This is a genomic window from Streptomyces goshikiensis, from assembly GCF_014650555.1.
GTDB lineage: Bacteria > Actinomycetota > Actinomycetes > Streptomycetales > Streptomycetaceae > Streptomyces > Streptomyces goshikiensis.
Genome location: NZ_BMVE01000001.1, coordinates 764,036 through 780,518 on the forward strand (window position 1 = coordinate 764,036; position 16,483 = coordinate 780,518).

Consider the following 16,483-nt stretch of genomic DNA (forward strand, 5'->3'; position numbering starts at 1 on the left):
AGTGGGTGCTCTGGCTGGATGACCTCGACCGCTTCCTTCTCCCTGGCGGCCTCGACCAAGGCATGTTGTCCGCGCTCCTGGAGCAGCAGGTCGTGGTCATGGCCACCATGCGTTCCGAGGTGTACTGCAATTACAGTGAGCGCGCATTGAGGGGCGCGGGAGCCGGCTTGGCGTCTGCGCGCCGCCTAGGATCCCGGATCCTGAACCTCATCGAACCTCTCGTTCTGGAACGACAGTGGTCCGAGGCGGAAATGCGTAGGCTCCGCACGCACCTGGCAAACCCGAACCCCGACATGCGTCTGGCTGACGCAGCCCGCCACCACGGCGTTCACGGCATCGCAGAGTACCTCGCGGCCGGGCCAAAACTTCTCGAAGAATTCCTAACGACCCGACGTCAGCCGAGCGGCCATCCTCGTGGCGCGGCCATAGTCCAAGCAGCCATCGATCTTGCACGAGCAGGCATCTCCACTCCTCTGCCCGCTGAGACCCTGGTGGCATTGACTACGTGCTATCTCACTGCCGGGGACGCCTCCCGTCTGCAAGCCGAGAGCCTCGAGCAGGCTCTGAGCTGGGCAACCGAGGTCCAGTTCGGTGTAGCGGGAATGCTAGTTGCCACGGATACCGCGGAATCCTGGCGGCCGTTCGACTACCTCGTGGACGCCAATGCCGGCGTCGGCGAAGCTGTGGACATCCCTGACGAGGTGTGGGAAGCGGCAGTTACGCACGCGAATGGCGGTAGCGAGCTGCTGCCTGTCGGGCGGTCTGCCTACCGCTTCGGTCACCTGGTACTCGCCGAGCGCTGCTTCTCTCCGCTGGCGGCCAGAGGTGACCATGCCGCTATGCACGACCTAGCGTTCGTACAGCGCGAACGGCGTCCCGAACACACGTGGTCCTCGTGGTACCGGACGGTGGCTGAGACAGGTACTCCATTGCAAGCCCGAGCCCTTGGCGCCCTGCACGAGATTGAAAGGCAATGGGACGAAGCAGCGGCCTGCTACGAGAGGGCCGCAGCCCAGGGGGATGCCCTGGCCATGCGGCTCCGGGGTGTGATCGCCCAGCGGCACAGCCAACATGACGAAGCCCACGAGTGGTATGTCCGCGCTGCAGAGGGTGGAGATGCGGTAGCGATCGCGTACTTCAATAGACCGGGAATCTACCGGCCCGAAAAGGGCCACGAGCCAGGGTTGGAAACTTGGGACCCTGACGCCGATTGGGACGAGGAGGACGAAAAGCCGTGGCGGATGACGCCCCGCACGTCTCGCATCCTTAGTTGCAACCTGGAGATCCTCGCCGATATGGCTCATGATGAGCTGGATGAACTGGGCGACCAGCCAATATCCGCGAACAGCTTCGGGATCTTCTTCGCATGCTTGCCCGCGTCCACATGGGGCCAGCCACGGCATTGGCGACGCAGGGTACTAAGAGCCTTGGACGATCTCAACGCGGACATCACCCTCGGCCATCCGCCTCAACCACGATGCACGGCAGAGGAACTGGCGCTCCACTTTGCCCTGGAAAGCGCTTCGGGAATGACATGCGATGAACCGGATCTAGTCGACGACTTCACCCAAGGGCTCCCCGAGCAGCAAGGCGACTACGACTGGCCCGTTTGTTCAGATCTACTCTTTCAGGACCACGATGTACTTTTCCTCTACGACCCGATGATGCAGGGATTGGAACACCCGGACGACCCACTGAACCAGCGCATGGGCATTGGAGACCTTCGCCCCGAGGGGTGGTTCGAGGAGTTCAGGAACGTGCCACCACGCGATCCGACCCGAGGGTTCGTGCACTGACACGACCCTAACTATCCAATGTCGAGGAGGCATTTACCCATCTCCTACTACCCGAGCCCATGCAGGATCGAAAGCGGCTTGGTGGTCGGAACCTCCTGAACAGGGCCGCTGGATGTCCCATGGATAGGGCCGGGGTGGCCCCAGGTACTACTCACCGCTTCCCGGACGACAATGGCCGCACTTCCGGGGCCATTCGGACCTGGCTGTGACGCCGAGCCATCCCGCATTCCGTTTCCCAGCAGGCTCATCGCGACAGCAAGAAAGAACCTTGAAAACGACGCAACGCCGTGGAGCGATGCTTCAGCCGCCTCAAGCATGGCGCGGCATCGCGACCCGCTGCGACGAGAGAGTCGAGGCCCCCCAAGCAGCCATCACTCTCGCCTCGGTCCTGATGTGGGCGTGACATCTGACGGCAACACCTCATACGCATCCGGACCGGAAGTCCGGACACTATCTGCCTGACCAGGCACTTCGAGCCCTCTGGCGCACAAGGCGCCTAGGAGTCCCGGTACCACGCAACCTTGTATGAGCGTCAGCGCACCGGGCGGTGCGCCGTCACTCCGAAAGGGAAAACATCGTGACCGTGGCACTGCTGTCTACCGCGATCTGCACTGGCGCACTCTCCTTCCAGCGCGCCATCTACCCGCTGGCCCTTCTGGTCGGCCTCTTGTCAACGCTGCGTGGCCTGAGCGCCCCCGAGCGGGTCTTGACCTTCCGTGCCTTTGCCCGAGCAGTTGCGGACGTGAGTAATCAACCCACGCGTAGTTCCGCACGATCAGCCCGACGCTCTCCTTCAGTTCACCTGCTTTGACGGGCCATGGAAGCGACCCGCACGACGTCAGGTACAGGCAACTTCAAGGAACCCCAGAGGTCAGGCAAGATCGCGCTGCTCGACCGGTCGGCGCCACCACTCCGTGGACTTGAAGCACCCCATGAGCCAGTGCGCCTCCGCGCTGTTGAGGATGACACTGCCGATCATCGGGATGGGATAGAAGCGGAGCATTTTCTCTTGAACGCGCACGGGATCCCATTCGAGATCATGATGAAGCAGGACTGCGAACGGCTCCCCACGCTGCTGCCAGAAGATCATGGGTTCGCCGTACTCGTTCTCGAAGGGCTTAACGATGTCGTTTGGAGTGAACTCGACATCCGCCATGTCAGCCCAACGGCCAACCCCTTGACGTTCCCAAACCAAGCGGTTCCGCATGCTCTGCACGAAAGTCCCGATGGTGTCGTCATCCAGCACGGACTCCCGTGAGACGACAACAGACTTCAGCTCCTTGCGGAGCGCTTCGGCTCGGCGGAGCTGACGGGTCGCATTGGCCCAGAAGAGGCCTCCCCGCTCAGGATCATGGACTACACAGAGCACCGACAGGCTACTGTCGCGCCAGTTGCCCCCGTGATCCCCGACTCGGACGCGATGGCCCCTTCTGGTACGCGTCGAGACCCCGCCCTTGACCTGCACGACCAGCGAGTCCGCTGTTCGCTCGCCGTTCTGCACAAAGGTGACGTGCAGGTCCTCACCGTGGTCGTTACCGCCGTCGACCTCCTGCACGATGTGCCCATGCCGCTCCAGGAGCGCACGCACCTCATTCACAGCCATGCGCCCAACGCGCCGACTCTCAGGCACCTTCGGCATCCGACCCCCTCTTGATCTTCGGGGCAAGGCTAGAACAGCCAACAACGCACAAACAGCTCATGGGCTGGATGCGCCTCGGGAAGGAAACCAGCTGCCCGGCAGCAGCGGCCATCGCTGCCTGCAAGGTTCCGTGAATCAGTCAGGTGAGGCGGCAAGCTGCTCCTATATCCGGGCATTGATCTTCACGCCGAGATCGTAACTACTGGCACTTATGCCACCACTCCATGGGGTCGCGCCTGGTAGGGGCACCTGCGAGTTCAGTAGGTGCGTTGGCACCGGTGGCAGCCGCTGTAGCCCGCGCTGCGGTGGTGGTTCCTCGGAGGGCGCCGCGCAGTCCCTCGCGGGCGGGTTCCGGTCGCAGCGTGTCAGCGGCGGCGGCGGTGCGGGCGCCGGGTTGGGGGCTGGAGCGGCACAACTCCTGTTTGGGTGGGGAAACTTGGCAATTTTGGAGCGCTCCCTCTGAACTAGCTCAGATTCTCTCGCGTTCACGGACCTCCCGGCGGACACTTGGCGCACGTTGCCGGAGCTCTCTCAGGAGGATGCCGATGCGGGACAGCCATCGCGGTGAGGCCGAGCGGCTGTTGGAGCGGGCCGTCGGGGAAGAGGTGCGGCGGGCGGCGGTGACGGGGGCGCCCGCCGACCGGGAGGCGCTGCTGGCGCGGGGCCGGGAGGCGCTCGACGGGCTGGCGACGAGCGCCGCCACCGAGTACGAGGCGTACGTCCGGGCCCTCGACGAGGCGGCCGACGGGGACGAGTCCCTCGGCGAGGCGTTCCGGCGCGGCAACGCCTCCACGGCCTTACTGGTGACGGCCGTCGCGGCGGCCGCCGCGATCGGCGCGGACCTCGCGTTCGGCGTCGCGGCGGGTACGGCGCTGACCACCGGGGCCGTCGTGGGCGTCGCGGGGGCGGCCACGACGGTGGCCAAGGTGACGGCCCTGCACCTGCCGGCCGCGAACCGGCGGGCCGGCGCCCTCGGCCGGCCGGGCGGGCCCGAGCAGCTGAAGCTCCAGTGGCTGACGGCGCTGGAGGTGCGCGGCATCCGCCCCTTCCTGGAGCAGCAGCGCACCGTGGCGGCCGCCGCACGGGCGCCCCGTCCGGCCGTGCCGCAGCCGCGCCGCTCCGACCGCAGCGCGGAAGCCCGCCGGCGCAGCACGCTGGAGCAGTCCTTCGGCCAACTCCCTGGCACGGCGGGCACGTTCGCCGGGCGGCGTCCGGAGCTGACCCGGATCGAGCAGTGGGTGCGGGCCGCCCGGGCGAGTACCGAGACCCGCCCGGTCGTGGTGGTGCTGCACGGCGAACCCGGCGTGGGCCGCACCGCCCTCGCGCTGCGGGCGGCGCACGGCCTGCGGGACCAGTTCAAGGGCGCCTGCGTGGTGGACCTGCGCGGCGGCTCCCCCGGGGAGGCCCCACTGTCGACGCGGGAGGCTCTGCTGCACCTGCTGAACCGGCTGGGCGCCCCGCGCGAGCAGCTGCTGTTCCGCGAGGGCTCCTCGGCGGAGCAGCAGGTCAGGCGTCTCGCCGAGCTGTACCACCAGCACCTCCAGGGCCAGCCGGTGACGGTGGTGGTGGAGGACGCGGTCGACGCGGCGCAGCTGCGGATCCTGGTGCCGGAGCGCTCCGACAGCCTGGTGCTGGTGACGGCGCGGGAGCCGCTGGAGCTCCCGGCGGGCCTCTCCGCCTGGGTGCACCAGCTGCCGCTGGCGCGGCTGGAGGAGGCGGAGGCGGCGGAGCTGGTGCTGTCGGTGGCGCAGGAGGCGGGCCTGGCCCCGTACGAGGACGAGGAGCGCGTCCTCGGCCGGCTCCTCGCGCTGGGCGCCGGGCTGCCGCTGGCCCTGCGGGTGCTGGCGCCGCTCGGCCCGAAGGCCGCCCTCGCCGAAGCGGAAGCGGAAGCAGAAGGAGAGGGAGAGGGGGCGGCCGAGCCCGTGCGCCGGGCGCTCGGCCTCGCCTACGCGGACCTGGCCGAGGAGCGGCGCCGGCTGCTGCGCCTGCTCACCCTGGCCGGGCGGGCCTCCCTCGGCCCGTCGGCCGCGGCGGCGCTGATCGACGCGGACCGGGTGGAGGCCGGGCGGCTGCTGCGCGAGCTGGCGCAGGCCGGTCTGCTGGACCACGTACGCGGGGAGCGGTACCGGATGCACGACGCGGTGCGCGCGTTCGCGGCGGAGCGGCTCGCGGCGGACGAGGACCGGGAGGCGTCGGTGGCCGCGCACGAGCGGCTGATACGGAACTACGCGCAGCTCGCGGACTCGGTGATCCGGATGGTCGACGGGAAGATGTCGACCCGGTCGAACCAGTTCGGGGGACACGGCTTCGCCTCCCTCGACGCGGCGCTGCGCTGGCTGGACGACGAGTCCAGCTTCATCACGGCGGCGCTGCGGCACTCCGAGGGCGTGGACCAGCAGGCCGTCCTGGACCTGCTGGGCGCGCTCTGCGACTTCTGCCTGCTGCGCGGGGACCTGTACCGGCTCGGCGAGATCAACGAGCTGACGCGGGCGGTGGACCAGGGCCGGCTGGCGCGTTCGGTGCAGTGGCGCACCGGTATCGCGGCGCGCCAGCTGGGCGAGCTGGACAAGGCGCGCACCACGCTGACCTCGGTGGTGGACCAGTACCGGGAGGCCCACCAGGACGCGGGCGCCGGGATGGCGCTGATCTCCCTCGGGATCACCCTGCACCACCAGGGCCAGCTGACGGAGGCCTCGGCCCGGATCCGCGAGGCGCTGGTGCTCCAGGAGCCGCAGGAGCTGGCGGGCGACCGGGCGTGGGGGCTGCACGCGCTGGGCGCGGTGGAGCGGGACCGGGCGCGGCTCGGGGAGGCGGTGGGGCTGCTGGAGCGGTCGCTGGAGCTGCACCGGGAGAGCGAGAGCGTGCACGGGGAGGCCTGGGCGCACTTCCAGCTCGGCCAGGTGTACCTGCGGATGGGCGGGGTCGAGCGCGCGGAGGCCGAGCTGCGCCGGGCCCTGGAGTTGTACGGGCGCACGCGCGACGACCGCGGAGAGGCCTGGGCCCTGACCCAGCTGGGCCGGGCCCGGGTACTGGACGGCGACCCGGGGCCGGCGGTGGAGCGGCTCCGTGAGGCGCTGGCCCGCCACCGGGAGGCCGAGGACGCGCGCGGGGAGGCGTGGACGCTGTACTACCTCGGGCAGGCGCTGGAGGAGGGCGGCGAGCTGGATCCGGCGGTGCGGGAGCTGGAGCGGGCCCGGACGATGTTCTCGCGGATGCGGGACGTGTACGGGCTGGCGCACGCCCGCCACCATTCGGGCCGGGTGACCCGGGACCAGCGGGCGGCGCAGACGGGGAACCTGAAGAACTCCGGGTTCGCGCGGCAGCTGCTGGTCGACGCCCGGGCGGACTTCCGCAGGATCGGGCTGGCGCACGGCGAGGCGTGGACCTGCCTGGAGCTGGCCGTCGTGGACGCGGGCAACGGGCGGGTGCCGCAGGCGGTGGACCTGTGCGAGGAGGCGGTCCGGCTGTTCATCTCGTACGGGGACCGGCGCGGGGAAGACTGGGCGCGGTTCCTGCGCTGCACGCTGCTGCCGTACGCGCTCCCGGGCGGCCCGGAGGAGGCGGAGGTGGAGCTGGGCCGGCTGTCCGCGGCCCCGCACCCGGCGCGGGACGCGCGGCTGGAGGACTGCCTGGAGACGTACGCGGTGGTCCTCGGCCGGGGCGTGGACCCGGCGGAGGGCTGGCAGGCGTGGCGGCTGGGCATGGTGCCGGACCTGCGGGCGCGGGAGATCATGGGCGTACCGGCCGCGTAAGCCGGCGGCCGCCGGGGCGCGCGGCGCGTAAGCCGGCGGCGCGTGAGCCCGAGGCCACCCCGGCCCGCGGCGCGTGAGCCCGCGGCGCGTGAGCCCGGGACGCGTGAGCCCCGGCCCGCCGGCGCGCAGGGGTGAGTCGCCGCCCGGCCCGCTGGGGGCGGGCGGCGCTCGGGGGTCGCCGCGGGGTGGGGCCTACGGGGCCCGGTCGGGCGAGGGGGACGCGGTGCCCGGTTCGGGGGCCTCCTGGAAGTCGACCCGCCCCATGTGCCGGCTCATCGACTTCATCAGGCCCCACACCCCGAGGGCGAGGGCCGCGAACACCAGGAACCCCAGGAGTCCGGGGGTCACCTTGTTCTTGTCGAAGGTGTCACCGGCCAGCGGAAGGAGCTCGTTCAGTGCTGCCTGCGTAGCGCTCATGACTACGCATTCTCCCGGATGCCCTCGAAGAGGTCGGACTCGGGGAGGGAAGTGTCGACGAGCGACTTCGCCAGCTCGTACTCCTCCGTGGGCCAGACCTCCTTCTGGAGGTCCAGGGGAACGCGGAACCAGCCGCCGTCCGGGTCGATCTGGGTGGCGTGCGCGATGAGCGCCTTGTCACGGATCTCGAAGAAGTCCGCGCAGGGCACGTGCGTGGTCAGGTTCCGCTCGGTGCGCTCGAACTCCTTCCAGCGCTCCAGCCACTCGCCGTAGGGGGACTCCAGGCCGCGCGCGAGCAGCGCCTCGTGCAGGGCGACGGTGCGCGGCTTGTTGAAGCCCTGGTTGTAGTACAGCTTCTGCGGCTGGTACGCCGGGCCGAACTCGGCCTCCGGGTACTTCTCGGTGTCGGCGGCGCCGTCGAAGGCCACCATCGAGATCTTGTGGGTCATGATGTGGTCGGGGTGCGGGTAGCCGCCGTTCTCGTCGTACGTGGTGATGACCTGCGGCTTGAACGCGCGGATCTTCTTCACCAGCCGGCCCGCGGCCTCCTCCACGTCCGCCAGGGCGAAGCAGCCGTCGGGCAGCGGGGGCAGCGGGTCGCCCTCGGGGAGGCCGGAGTCGACGTATCCGAGCCACTCCTGCTCGATGCCGAGGATCTCGCGCGCCTCGTCCATCTCCCTGGCGCGGACCTCGTGGATGTTCTCCTCGATGTACTTGTCGCCCTGGAGCTTGGGGTTGAGGATCGAGCCGCGCTCGCCGCCGGTGCAGGTCACCACCAGCACGGGCATCCCCTCGGACACGTACTTGGCCATGGTGGCCGCGCCCTTGCTCGACTCGTCGTCGGGGTGGGCGTGGACGGCCATCAGTCGAAGCTGCTCGGTCAAGACAGGATCCTCTGTGATTCGTCAGCGTGGGCGGTTCCTATACTGACCGAATCGGGGGGCGGAAAATTCCATGGAAGGAACGATCATGAGCTCGGTGCGCGAGGGCCTCCCCGAGGGCCGCTACGGCCGGTCGGCGGACGAGCGCGCCGACCGGAAGCTCAAGATCGTCGGCTCGGTGCTGGGCGTGGGCCTGCTGGGCGTGGTCGGCTGGATCGGCTGGGACTACGTGGCGGGCCAGGCCGTCAGCGCCGAGGTGATCAAGTTCCAGGTGGTCTCGGACTCCGAGGTGAAGGTGCACCTGGAGGTCCGCAAGGAGGCCTCGGTCACCGGTGTCTGCACCCTGATCTCGCAGAACAAGGAGCACGCCGAGGTGGGCCGCGCGGACTACACGTTCGGCCAGCGGGAGAGCCGGGTCGACGAGGTGGTCACGCTGAAGACCACCGGCCGCGCCACGATGATCGACCTGGTCGGCTGCCAGCCGTCGACCGCCACCACCACCGCGGGCTGACCCCGCTCTCTTTCCCCGGCTTCCCCGCCCCGGCAGCGCGGCGACCTGACACAGACGTCCGGCGGACGGGCGGATCGCCCCGCCCCTGCGGTCGACTGGATCTCCCTGCCCGCCCCGCCCCGCGAGGAGAGACGCCATGTCCCTGTTCATTCCGGATTTCGACGACTCCGTGGTCGTCCGGGCCGCCGACGCCGAGGTCATCCGGTCGGCGCCCGACTCCACCAACCGGCTGCTCGTCGACAGCGACGCGGTCGGCGGGGCGCTGTCCAGCATGCGCGTGACCCTCGGCAAGGGCGCGAACGGCGCCCGCCCGCACCACCACGGCCGGTCGGCCGAGATGTTCTACATCCTGGACGGGACGGCCCAGCTGCTCGCGGGCGAGCGGGTCGTCACCGCCGAGCGCGGCGACGTGGTGATCGTGCCGCCCGGGCAGCAGCACGCCTTCGCCGCCGCGCCCGGGGAGATCGCCGACATGCTGGTCATCATCACGCCCGGCGTGGAGCGGTTCGAGTACTTCCGTCACCTGGAGCGCATCCGGTACGGAAAGGTGCCTCCGGAAAGCCTTCTGGAGGTGCAGGAGCTGTACGACAGCCACTTCGGCACGAGCGAGATCTGGAATGCCACGCGCGGTCAATGACACACTTCATACAGTGGGTGTCCTCCCCCTTTTCTTCCCGAATTGTTAGGCTCGTGGTTTCGCCCGCCGCTGGCGGCTTTGTAGTCCCCTGTACCGACGAGGAGCACCCGTGACCCAGACGAGCGAGAGCGTCACCTGGCTGACCCAGGCGGCGTACGACCAGCTGAAGGCCGAGCTGGACTACCTCTCTGGTCCCGCACGCACGGAGATCGCCACCAAGATCGCAGCCGCCCGCGAGGAGGGCGACCTGCGCGAGAACGGCGGTTACCACGCGGCCAAGGAGGAGCAGGGCAAGCAGGAGCTCCGGGTCCGGCAGCTGACGCAGCTCCTGGAGAACGCCAAGGTCGGGACGGCTCCCGCCTCCGACGGTGTGGTGGCTCCGGGCACGCTCGTCAAGATCGCCTTCGACGGCGACGAGGACGACACCATGGAGTTCCTGCTGGCCTCCCGCGAGTACGCGTCCTCGGAGTTCGAGACGTACTCCCCCCAGTCCCCGCTGGGCAGCGGGGTGCTGAACAAGAAGATCGGCGAGGACGCCGAGTACGAACTGCCGAACGGCAAGAAGGCCACCGTCAAGATCCTTGACGTCAAGCCCTTCACCGGCTGATCACCCCCGCGCGAAAAGACGTACGTACGGGAGCCCCCGCCTGCGGACCACGGTCCGGGCGGGGGCTCCCGTACGTCCGGGGCTCAGGCCGTCGCCGAGCGGTACTTACGGACCGCGAGGGTCCGGAAGACCACGATGATCAGCACCGACCACACCACCGACGCGATGATCGGGTGCTGCATCGGCCAGGCCGCCGGCGCCTCGTACCCGGGCGGGAAGTTGCCGAACAGCCCGCGGGCCGCCTGGACGGTCGCGCTGAAGGGGTTCCACTCCGCGATGTGCCGCAGGAACGGCGGCATGTTCTCGGAGGGGACGAAGGCGTTCGAGATGAACGTCAGCGGGAACAGCCAGATCAGCCCGCCCGAGGTGGCCGCCTCCGGGGTGCGCACCGACAGGCCGATCAGGGCGCCGATCCAGGAGAAGGCGTATCCGAGCAGGAGCAGCAGGGCGAAGCCGCCCAGCACCTCCAGGGGGCTGGTGTGGGTGCGCCAGCCGACGAGCAGGGCGACCACGGCCAGGACGACCAGGGTGAGGGTGGTCTGGACGAGGTCGGCGAGGGTGCGGCCGGTCAGGACCGCGCCGCGCGCCATGGGCAGTGAGCGGAACCGGTCGATCAGGCCCTTGTGCATGTCGTCCGCGATGCCGGCGCCCGCGCCGGCGGTGGCGAAGGTGACGGTCTGGGCGAAGATGCCGGCCATCAGGAACTCGCGGTAGGCGGCCGGCGAGGTGCTGCCGTCGACGCTGATCGAGCCGCCGAAGACGTAGCTGAAGAGCACGACGAACATCACCGGCTGGATGACCCCGAAGATGATCATCTCGGGGATCCTGGACATGCGGATCAGGTTCCGCTTGGCCATGACCAGGGAGTCGTTGACGCTCTGTACGACGCCGCCGCGCGGCCGGGGTGCGGCGAGCTCCGGGGTCGGGGACATGGTGGTCACTGGGCCGTCTCCTTCGCCGCCTTGTGGGCCTTGCGGCCGTGGCCCTTGGTCCCCGCCTGGCCCTCGCCCGGCTCCTCCCCGGTCAGCGCGGCCGCGTGGCCGGTGAGCGAGATGAAGACGTCGTCGAGGGTCGGGCGGCGCAGGCCGATGTCGTCGATCTCGATGCCCCGGCCGTCCAGCTCGCGGATGACCTCGGCGAGCAGCTTGGCGCCGCCCGCGACCGGCACGGTCAGCTTGCGGGTGTGCTCCTCGACCGTCGCCTCGCCCTTGCCGAAGCCGGCGAGGACGGCCCGCGCCTCGGGCATCCGGTCCCGCTCGTGGACGACGACCTCGACGCGCTCGCCGCCCGTGCGGGCCTTGAGCTGGTCGGAGGTGCCGCGGGCGATGACCTTGCCGTGGTCGACCACGCAGATGTCGTCCGCGAGGTGGTCGGCCTCCTCCAGGTACTGGGTGGTGAGCAGCAGGGTGGTGCCGCCGGCCACGAGTTCCTGGATGACCTCCCACAGCTGCTGGCGGTTGCGGGGGTCGAGGCCGGTGGTCGGCTCGTCCATGAACATCACGGGCGGGCGGACGACGAGGGCGGCCGCGAGGTCGAGGCGGCGGCGCATGCCGCCGGAGTACGTCTTCGCGGTGCGGTCGGCGGCGTCGGCGAGGTTGAAGCGGTCCAGCAGCTCGCCGGCCCGGGCCTTCGCCGCCTTGCTCCTCATCTGGTAGAGCTGGCCGACCATCTGGAGGTTCTCCCGGCCGGTCAGGTACTCGTCCACGGCGGCGAACTGGCCGGAGAGGCCGATGGCGCGGCGGACTTCGTTGGGGTGCTTGAGGACGTCGATCCCGGCGACGACGGCCTTGCCGCTGTCGGGCTGGAGCAGGGTGGTCAGGACGCGCACGGCGGTGGTCTTGCCGGCGCCGTTGGGGCCGAGCAGGCCCAGCACGGTGCCTTCGGGGACATCGAGGTCCACGCCGTCCAGAGCCCGGACATCACCGAAGGTCTTGACCAGACCCTCGGCGTAAATGGCGCCTGGCATATGGGTTCTCCCAGCGGATGGGGCGAGCGCAATCGCCCGCGGTCCTAGGCGGATCCAGGATCGCCGGGCAGGCCGCGCCCGGCCGTACGAAGGATCCACGGGCCGGAAAAACCGTATCGCGTCATGTCGCGTCACACCACGGGAACGCCCGCAACGCCTTGGAACTCCGGCGTCACACGTCCCGCGTGAGCGTCCGCGACTGTCACCGCCGTCACGGTCGTGGTCCGGACCGGCCTCAGCCGACCACCGCGTATCCCGCGCCGTGCAGCGACCGCGCGACCTCGGCGCAGTGCTCCGGGCCCTTGGTCTCCAGGTGCAGTTCCACCTCCACCTCCGTGAGCCCGAGCCGCGGATCGGTCCGTACGTGACTCACGTCCAACACGTTCGCATCCACCACTGACAACACCCCCAGCAGTCCGGCCAGGGCCCCCGGCCGGTCGGCCACGCGCAGCCGCAGCGACAGGTAGCGGCCCGCCGCCACCATGCCGTGCCGCAGGACCCGCTGGAGCAGCAGCGGATCGACGTTCCCGCCGGACAGCACCGCGACCACCGGGCCGTTCCCGTACAGCCCGGGTTCGCTGAGCAGGGCCGCCACCGGGCTGCACCCCGCCGGTTCGACGACCAGCTTGGCCCGCTCCAGGCAGAGCAGCAGCGCGCTGGAGAGGGCGTCCTCGGAGACCGTGCGGACGTCGTCGACGAGCTCGCCGATGATGTGGAAGGGGACGTCTCCGGGGCGGCCGACCTTGATGCCGTCGGCCATCGTCACCGGGTTGTCGATCGAGACCGGGTGCCCGGCCTTCAGCGAGGGCGGGTAGGCGGCCGCGCCCGCCGCCTGGACGCCGATGACCTTCACGTCCGGCCGCAGCGCCTTCACCGCGACCGCCACGCCCGCGGCGAGCCCGCCGCCGCCGATGCCGACCAGGATCGTCCGTACCTCGGGGCACTGCTCCAGGATCTCCAGGCCGACCGTGCCCTGGCCCGCGATGATGTCGCGGTGGTCGAAGGGGTGGATGAACACCGCCCCGGTGCGGTCGGCGTACTCCTGGGCGGCCGCGAGCGTCTCGTCCACGACCTGCCCGTGCATGACCACCTCGGCGCCGTACTCCTGCGTGGCCGCCACCTTCGGCAGCGGCGCCCCGACGGGCATGAACACCGTCGAGCGGACGCCGAGCAGGGAGGACGCCAGCGCGACGCCCTGCGCGTGGTTGCCGGCGCTGGCCGCGACCACCCCGGCGGCGCGCTGCTCGGGGCGCAGGCCCGCGATGCGCACGTATGCGCCGCGCAGCTTGAAGGAACCCGTCCGCTGGAGGTTCTCGCACTTGAGGTGCACCGGGGAACCGGTCAGGGCCGAGAGGTGCCGGCTGCCCTCCATCGCGGTGACCCGGGAGACGCCCGACAGCATCTTCTGGGCCCCCCGGACGTCGTCGAGGATGACCTGGGGGACGGGCGTGGGCACGCGGTAGTTCATGCCGCCAGTCTCGCAGCCCGCGCGGAACCCGGCGGGACGTGTCCGACAGGTCCGGCAGGGGCGAAATCCCGCCAGCCGGAACAGCCTCTCCGGTCGGTTCTGAAGTGCCCGCACGAGTTCTCGTACGAGCCGTACGGGCCGCCGTACGGCCGCGTACTCTGTCCCCCATCCTTGTCCGACCACGCGAAGAGAGCCCACGGCCATGCCCTCCAACCCGGCCAATTCCGATCTGCCCGCGCAGACCGAGGCACCCGCCGGAGCCGGTCTCCTCGACGCGCTCCAGCACCAGGTGGCGGTCTTCGCCCGCCGGGCCGAACAGACCCGCCTGGGCGGGGTCGGCCAGGCCCGCAACTCGATGGACCGCGCCGCGTACCTGCTGCTCAACCGGCTCGACCTGGAAGGCCCGATGGGCGTCAAGGCGCTCGCGTGCGGCATGGGCATCGACTCCTCCACCGTCACCCGCCAGGTCGCGCCGCTGGTCGACAGCGGCCTGGTCAAGCGCACCTCGCACCCCGAGGACGGCCGGGCCGTGGTGCTCGCCCTGTCGCCGCGCGGGCTGGCCCGGCTGGAGGAAGTGCGGTCCTCGCGGCGCGAGCTGATGGCCCGTGTGACCGACGGCTGGAGCGAGGACGAGCGCGAGTCCTTCACCGGACTCCTCACCCGTTTCAACGTCTCGCTGTCCGAGCTGATGGCCGCGGTCGCCGACGCCGGACCCGCCTCCTGAGAACCGGTCGAGGCGGGTGCGTCCCGCCTCTTGACCCGGGTGGTCCCACCGGCCGCAGTATGAGGCTGTGGACCACCGAGCCGGCCCCTACGCGGAGTTCGAGGCCTTCGTCGCGGGCGCGGCGGGGCGGCTGCTGCACGTCGCGGTGCTGCTGACCGCCGAGGCGGACCCGGCGTCGGGCGCCGAGTGCCCCGTCGCGCGCCGGCTCCTCGCGGGGGCGCTGGCGCGGACGTACGCGCACTGGGGGCGGGTGCGCGGCGACGACCCGTACGACGACACCCGCCGGGAGCTGTGCGTCGCTTACGCCCGCACCGCGCGCCGGCATCCCGCCGGTACGGGGATCCTCGCCCGGCTGAGCCCGCCGGAGCGGCTGGTGCTGGTGCTGCGGGTGTACGAGGGGGTCGCGGAGGAGGTCGCCGCGGCGCAGCTGGGGCTGACGCCCGAGCGGGTGCGGGTGCTGTGCAACCGGGCGGTGTCGGCCATGCGGCCGGCCTCCGGCCGGGGTGCGGAGGGCGCCGCATGAGCATGCCGGACCGCAAGGAGATCCAGGTCAGGGAGCTGCTGGAGGGGCCGCATCCGGTGGTCCCGGCCGGGCTGGCGGCGAGCGCCGCCGAGCGCGGGGACCGGCTGCTGCGGCGCCGCCGCGCGGCCGGCCGGTTCGGCTGGACGGTGCTGTTCGCGGCGGTGGCCGTCTTCGCCGTCTGGGCCCTGCTGACCCACCCCTGGACCGTCCCGCCGAGCGGCGTCTCCCCACCCCTGGAGGGCTGGTGACGCCACCGGGCCCAGGGCCCGGCCCGGCGCGGGCCGGGGCCCGCCCGGGCAGCGAGCCCGGGCAGCGGGCCGCGGACCCGGAGCCCGGCCCGGGGTGCGGGCCGGGCGGTGGGGGCTAGCCCAGGGCCTGGGTGAGGTCCGCGAGGAGGTCGTCGGCGTTCTCGATGCCGACGGAGATGCGGACCAGGTCGCCCGGGACCTCCAGGACCGAACCGGCCACCGAGGCGTGGGTCATGCGGCCCGGGTGCTCGATGAGGGACTCGACGCCGCCGAGGGACTCGCCCAGGGTGAACAGCTTGGCGCGGTTGCAGACCTCGACGGCCGCCTCTTCGCCGCCGGCGACCTGGAAGGAGATCATGCCGCCGAAGGAACGCATCTGCTTGGCGGCGATGTCATGGCCCGGGTGGTCGGGCAGGCCCGGGTAGAGGACCTTCGTGACCTTCGGGTGGCGGGTCAGCATGTCGGCGACCTTCGTCGCGTTGTCCGAGTGCCGGTCCATGCGCACGGCCAGCGTCTTGATGCCGCGCAGCACGATCCAGGAGTCGAAGGGACCGGCGACCGCGCCCATCGCGTTCTGGTGGTAGGCCAGTTCCTCGCCGACCGCCGCGTCGGCGGCGATCAGCGCGCCGCCGACCACGTCGGAGTGGCCGCCCATGTACTTGGTCAGCGAGTGCACGACCACGTCCGCGCCGAGCGCGAGGGGCTGCTGGAGGTAGGGGGAGGCGAAGGTGTTGTCGACGACCAGCTTGGCGCCGGCCGACCGCGCGATGTCGGCGACGACGGCGATGTCGGTGATGCCGAGCAGCGGGTTGGAGGGGGTCTCGACCCAGATGACCTTCGTCTTCGGGGTGAGGGCGGCCCGTACGGACGCCGGGTCGGAGGTGTCGGCCACCGACCACTCCACGCCCCAGCGGGAGACGACCTTGGCGAAGAGGCGGAACGTGCCGCCGTACGCGTCGTTCGGGATGACCACGTGGTCGCCCGGGGAGAGCAGCGTACGCAGCAGGCAGTCCTCGGCGGCGAGCCCGGACGCGAAGGCGAGGCCGCGCCGGCCGCCCTCCAGCGCCGCGAGGTTCTCCTCCAGCGCGGTCCGGGTCGGGTTGCCGCTGCGGCTGTACTCGTAACCGCCGCGCAGCCCGCCGACGCCGTCCTGCTTGTAGGTGGACACCTGGTAGATGGGCGGTACGACCGCGCCCGTCAGCGGGTCCGCGGTGTTGCCCGCGTGGATCGCGCGGGTCTCGAAGCTCTGGTGCTCGTGGCTGTCGTCGCTCATGGGCTGATGCTATGCCCCGTCGTCCGGGCATTGGCCTTCGG

15 protein-coding genes are annotated in these 16,483 nt (G+C 70.8%); 8 read left to right on the forward strand and 7 right to left on the reverse strand.

The window, feature by feature from the left end; genetic code table 11:
- Positions 1 to 5: 5 nt before the first annotated feature.
- On the forward strand, positions 6 to 1,796 hold the full coding sequence (locus IE248_RS03470) for a hypothetical protein (protein ID WP_190029929.1): 1,791 nt from the start codon (positions 6 to 8) through the stop codon (positions 1,794 to 1,796).
- A gap of 871 nt (positions 1,797 to 2,667) precedes the next feature.
- Here IE248_RS03470 and IE248_RS03475 read toward each other — a convergent pair.
- Positions 2,668 to 3,399 carry a DUF4365 domain-containing protein gene (locus tag IE248_RS03475; RefSeq protein ID WP_190029930.1) on the reverse strand — a complete coding sequence of 244 codons (732 nt, stop codon included), beginning with the start codon at positions 3,397 to 3,399 and terminating at the stop codon, positions 2,668 to 2,670.
- Between the two features lie 581 nt (positions 3,400 to 3,980).
- On the opposite strand from IE248_RS03475, the gene IE248_RS03480 reads away from it, so the two are divergent.
- Positions 3,981 to 7,187: a tetratricopeptide repeat protein gene (locus IE248_RS03480; protein WP_190029931.1), complete on the forward strand. Its 3,207-nt coding sequence runs from the start codon at positions 3,981 to 3,983 to the stop codon at positions 7,185 to 7,187.
- Positions 7,188 to 7,379: 192 nt separating this feature from the next.
- On the opposite strand, the gene IE248_RS03485 is transcribed toward IE248_RS03480, so the two are convergent.
- Both IE248_RS03485 and mca read right to left on the reverse strand, forming a co-directional pair.
- On the reverse strand, positions 7,380 to 7,604 hold the full coding sequence (locus tag IE248_RS03485; RefSeq protein WP_008737473.1) for a hypothetical protein: 225 nt from the start codon (positions 7,602 to 7,604) through the stop codon (positions 7,380 to 7,382).
- 2 nt (positions 7,605 to 7,606) lie between these two features.
- Positions 7,607 to 8,488 (reverse strand): mycothiol conjugate amidase Mca, encoded by an 882-nt coding sequence (gene mca / locus IE248_RS03490; protein ID WP_008737475.1) that lies wholly within the window; start codon positions 8,486 to 8,488, stop codon positions 7,607 to 7,609.
- Between the two features lie 85 nt (positions 8,489 to 8,573).
- Between mca and IE248_RS03495 the strand changes: the two genes are divergently transcribed.
- From IE248_RS03495 to greA, 3 genes are all read left to right on the forward strand, one after another.
- Complete coding sequence (locus tag IE248_RS03495; RefSeq protein WP_073795110.1) at positions 8,574 to 8,996, forward strand: DUF4307 domain-containing protein; 423 nt, start codon at positions 8,574 to 8,576, stop codon at positions 8,994 to 8,996.
- 136 nt (positions 8,997 to 9,132) lie between these two features.
- Positions 9,133 to 9,633, forward strand: a complete 501-nt coding sequence (locus IE248_RS03500; protein ID WP_073795109.1) for a cupin domain-containing protein — start codon at positions 9,133 to 9,135, stop codon at positions 9,631 to 9,633.
- A 109-nt stretch (positions 9,634 to 9,742) separates the two neighbouring features.
- Complete coding sequence (greA, locus tag IE248_RS03505; protein ID WP_008737482.1) at positions 9,743 to 10,240, forward strand: transcription elongation factor GreA; 498 nt, start codon at positions 9,743 to 9,745, stop codon at positions 10,238 to 10,240.
- 83 nt (positions 10,241 to 10,323) lie between these two features.
- Here the strand turns inward: greA and IE248_RS03510 are convergent, their stop codons facing one another.
- The 3 genes from IE248_RS03510 to ilvA all read right to left on the reverse strand — a co-directional run bounded on the left by IE248_RS03510 (position 10,324) and on the right by ilvA (position 13,674).
- Complete coding sequence (locus tag IE248_RS03510) at positions 10,324 to 11,172, reverse strand: ABC transporter permease (protein WP_100582002.1); 849 nt, start codon at positions 11,170 to 11,172, stop codon at positions 10,324 to 10,326.
- A 5-nt stretch (positions 11,173 to 11,177) separates the two neighbouring features.
- Positions 11,178 to 12,206 carry an ATP-binding cassette domain-containing protein gene (locus tag IE248_RS03515; RefSeq protein ID WP_100581917.1) on the reverse strand — a complete coding sequence of 343 codons (1,029 nt, stop codon included), beginning with the start codon at positions 12,204 to 12,206 and terminating at the stop codon, positions 11,178 to 11,180.
- Between the two features lie 235 nt (positions 12,207 to 12,441).
- Positions 12,442 to 13,674, reverse strand: coding sequence for a threonine ammonia-lyase (gene ilvA / locus IE248_RS03520; protein WP_008737487.1), 1,233 nt, complete (start codon positions 13,672 to 13,674; stop codon positions 12,442 to 12,444).
- Positions 13,675 to 13,876: 202 nt separating this feature from the next.
- On the opposite strand from ilvA, the gene IE248_RS03525 reads away from it, so the two are divergent.
- From IE248_RS03525 to IE248_RS03535, 3 genes are all read left to right on the forward strand, one after another.
- Positions 13,877 to 14,398 (forward strand): MarR family winged helix-turn-helix transcriptional regulator, encoded by a 522-nt coding sequence (locus tag IE248_RS03525; protein WP_047960675.1) that lies wholly within the window; start codon positions 13,877 to 13,879, stop codon positions 14,396 to 14,398.
- A gap of 67 nt (positions 14,399 to 14,465) precedes the next feature.
- On the forward strand, positions 14,466 to 14,921 hold the full coding sequence (locus IE248_RS03530) for a sigma factor-like helix-turn-helix DNA-binding protein (RefSeq protein ID WP_073773669.1): 456 nt from the start codon (positions 14,466 to 14,468) through the stop codon (positions 14,919 to 14,921).
- The gene (locus tag IE248_RS03535; protein ID WP_037790930.1) at positions 14,918 to 15,169 is read left to right on the forward strand and encodes a hypothetical protein; all 252 of its coding nucleotides are present in this window, start codon (positions 14,918 to 14,920) and stop codon (positions 15,167 to 15,169) included. Before IE248_RS03530 ends, IE248_RS03535 begins: the two co-directional genes overlap by 4 nt.
- A gap of 115 nt (positions 15,170 to 15,284) precedes the next feature.
- Here IE248_RS03535 and IE248_RS03540 read toward each other — a convergent pair whose 3' ends face one another.
- A complete protein-coding gene (locus tag IE248_RS03540; protein WP_190029932.1) occupies positions 15,285 to 16,442 on the reverse strand; it encodes a cystathionine gamma-synthase in 1,158 nt (385 codons plus the stop codon).
- Positions 16,443 to 16,483 lie beyond the last annotated feature (41 nt).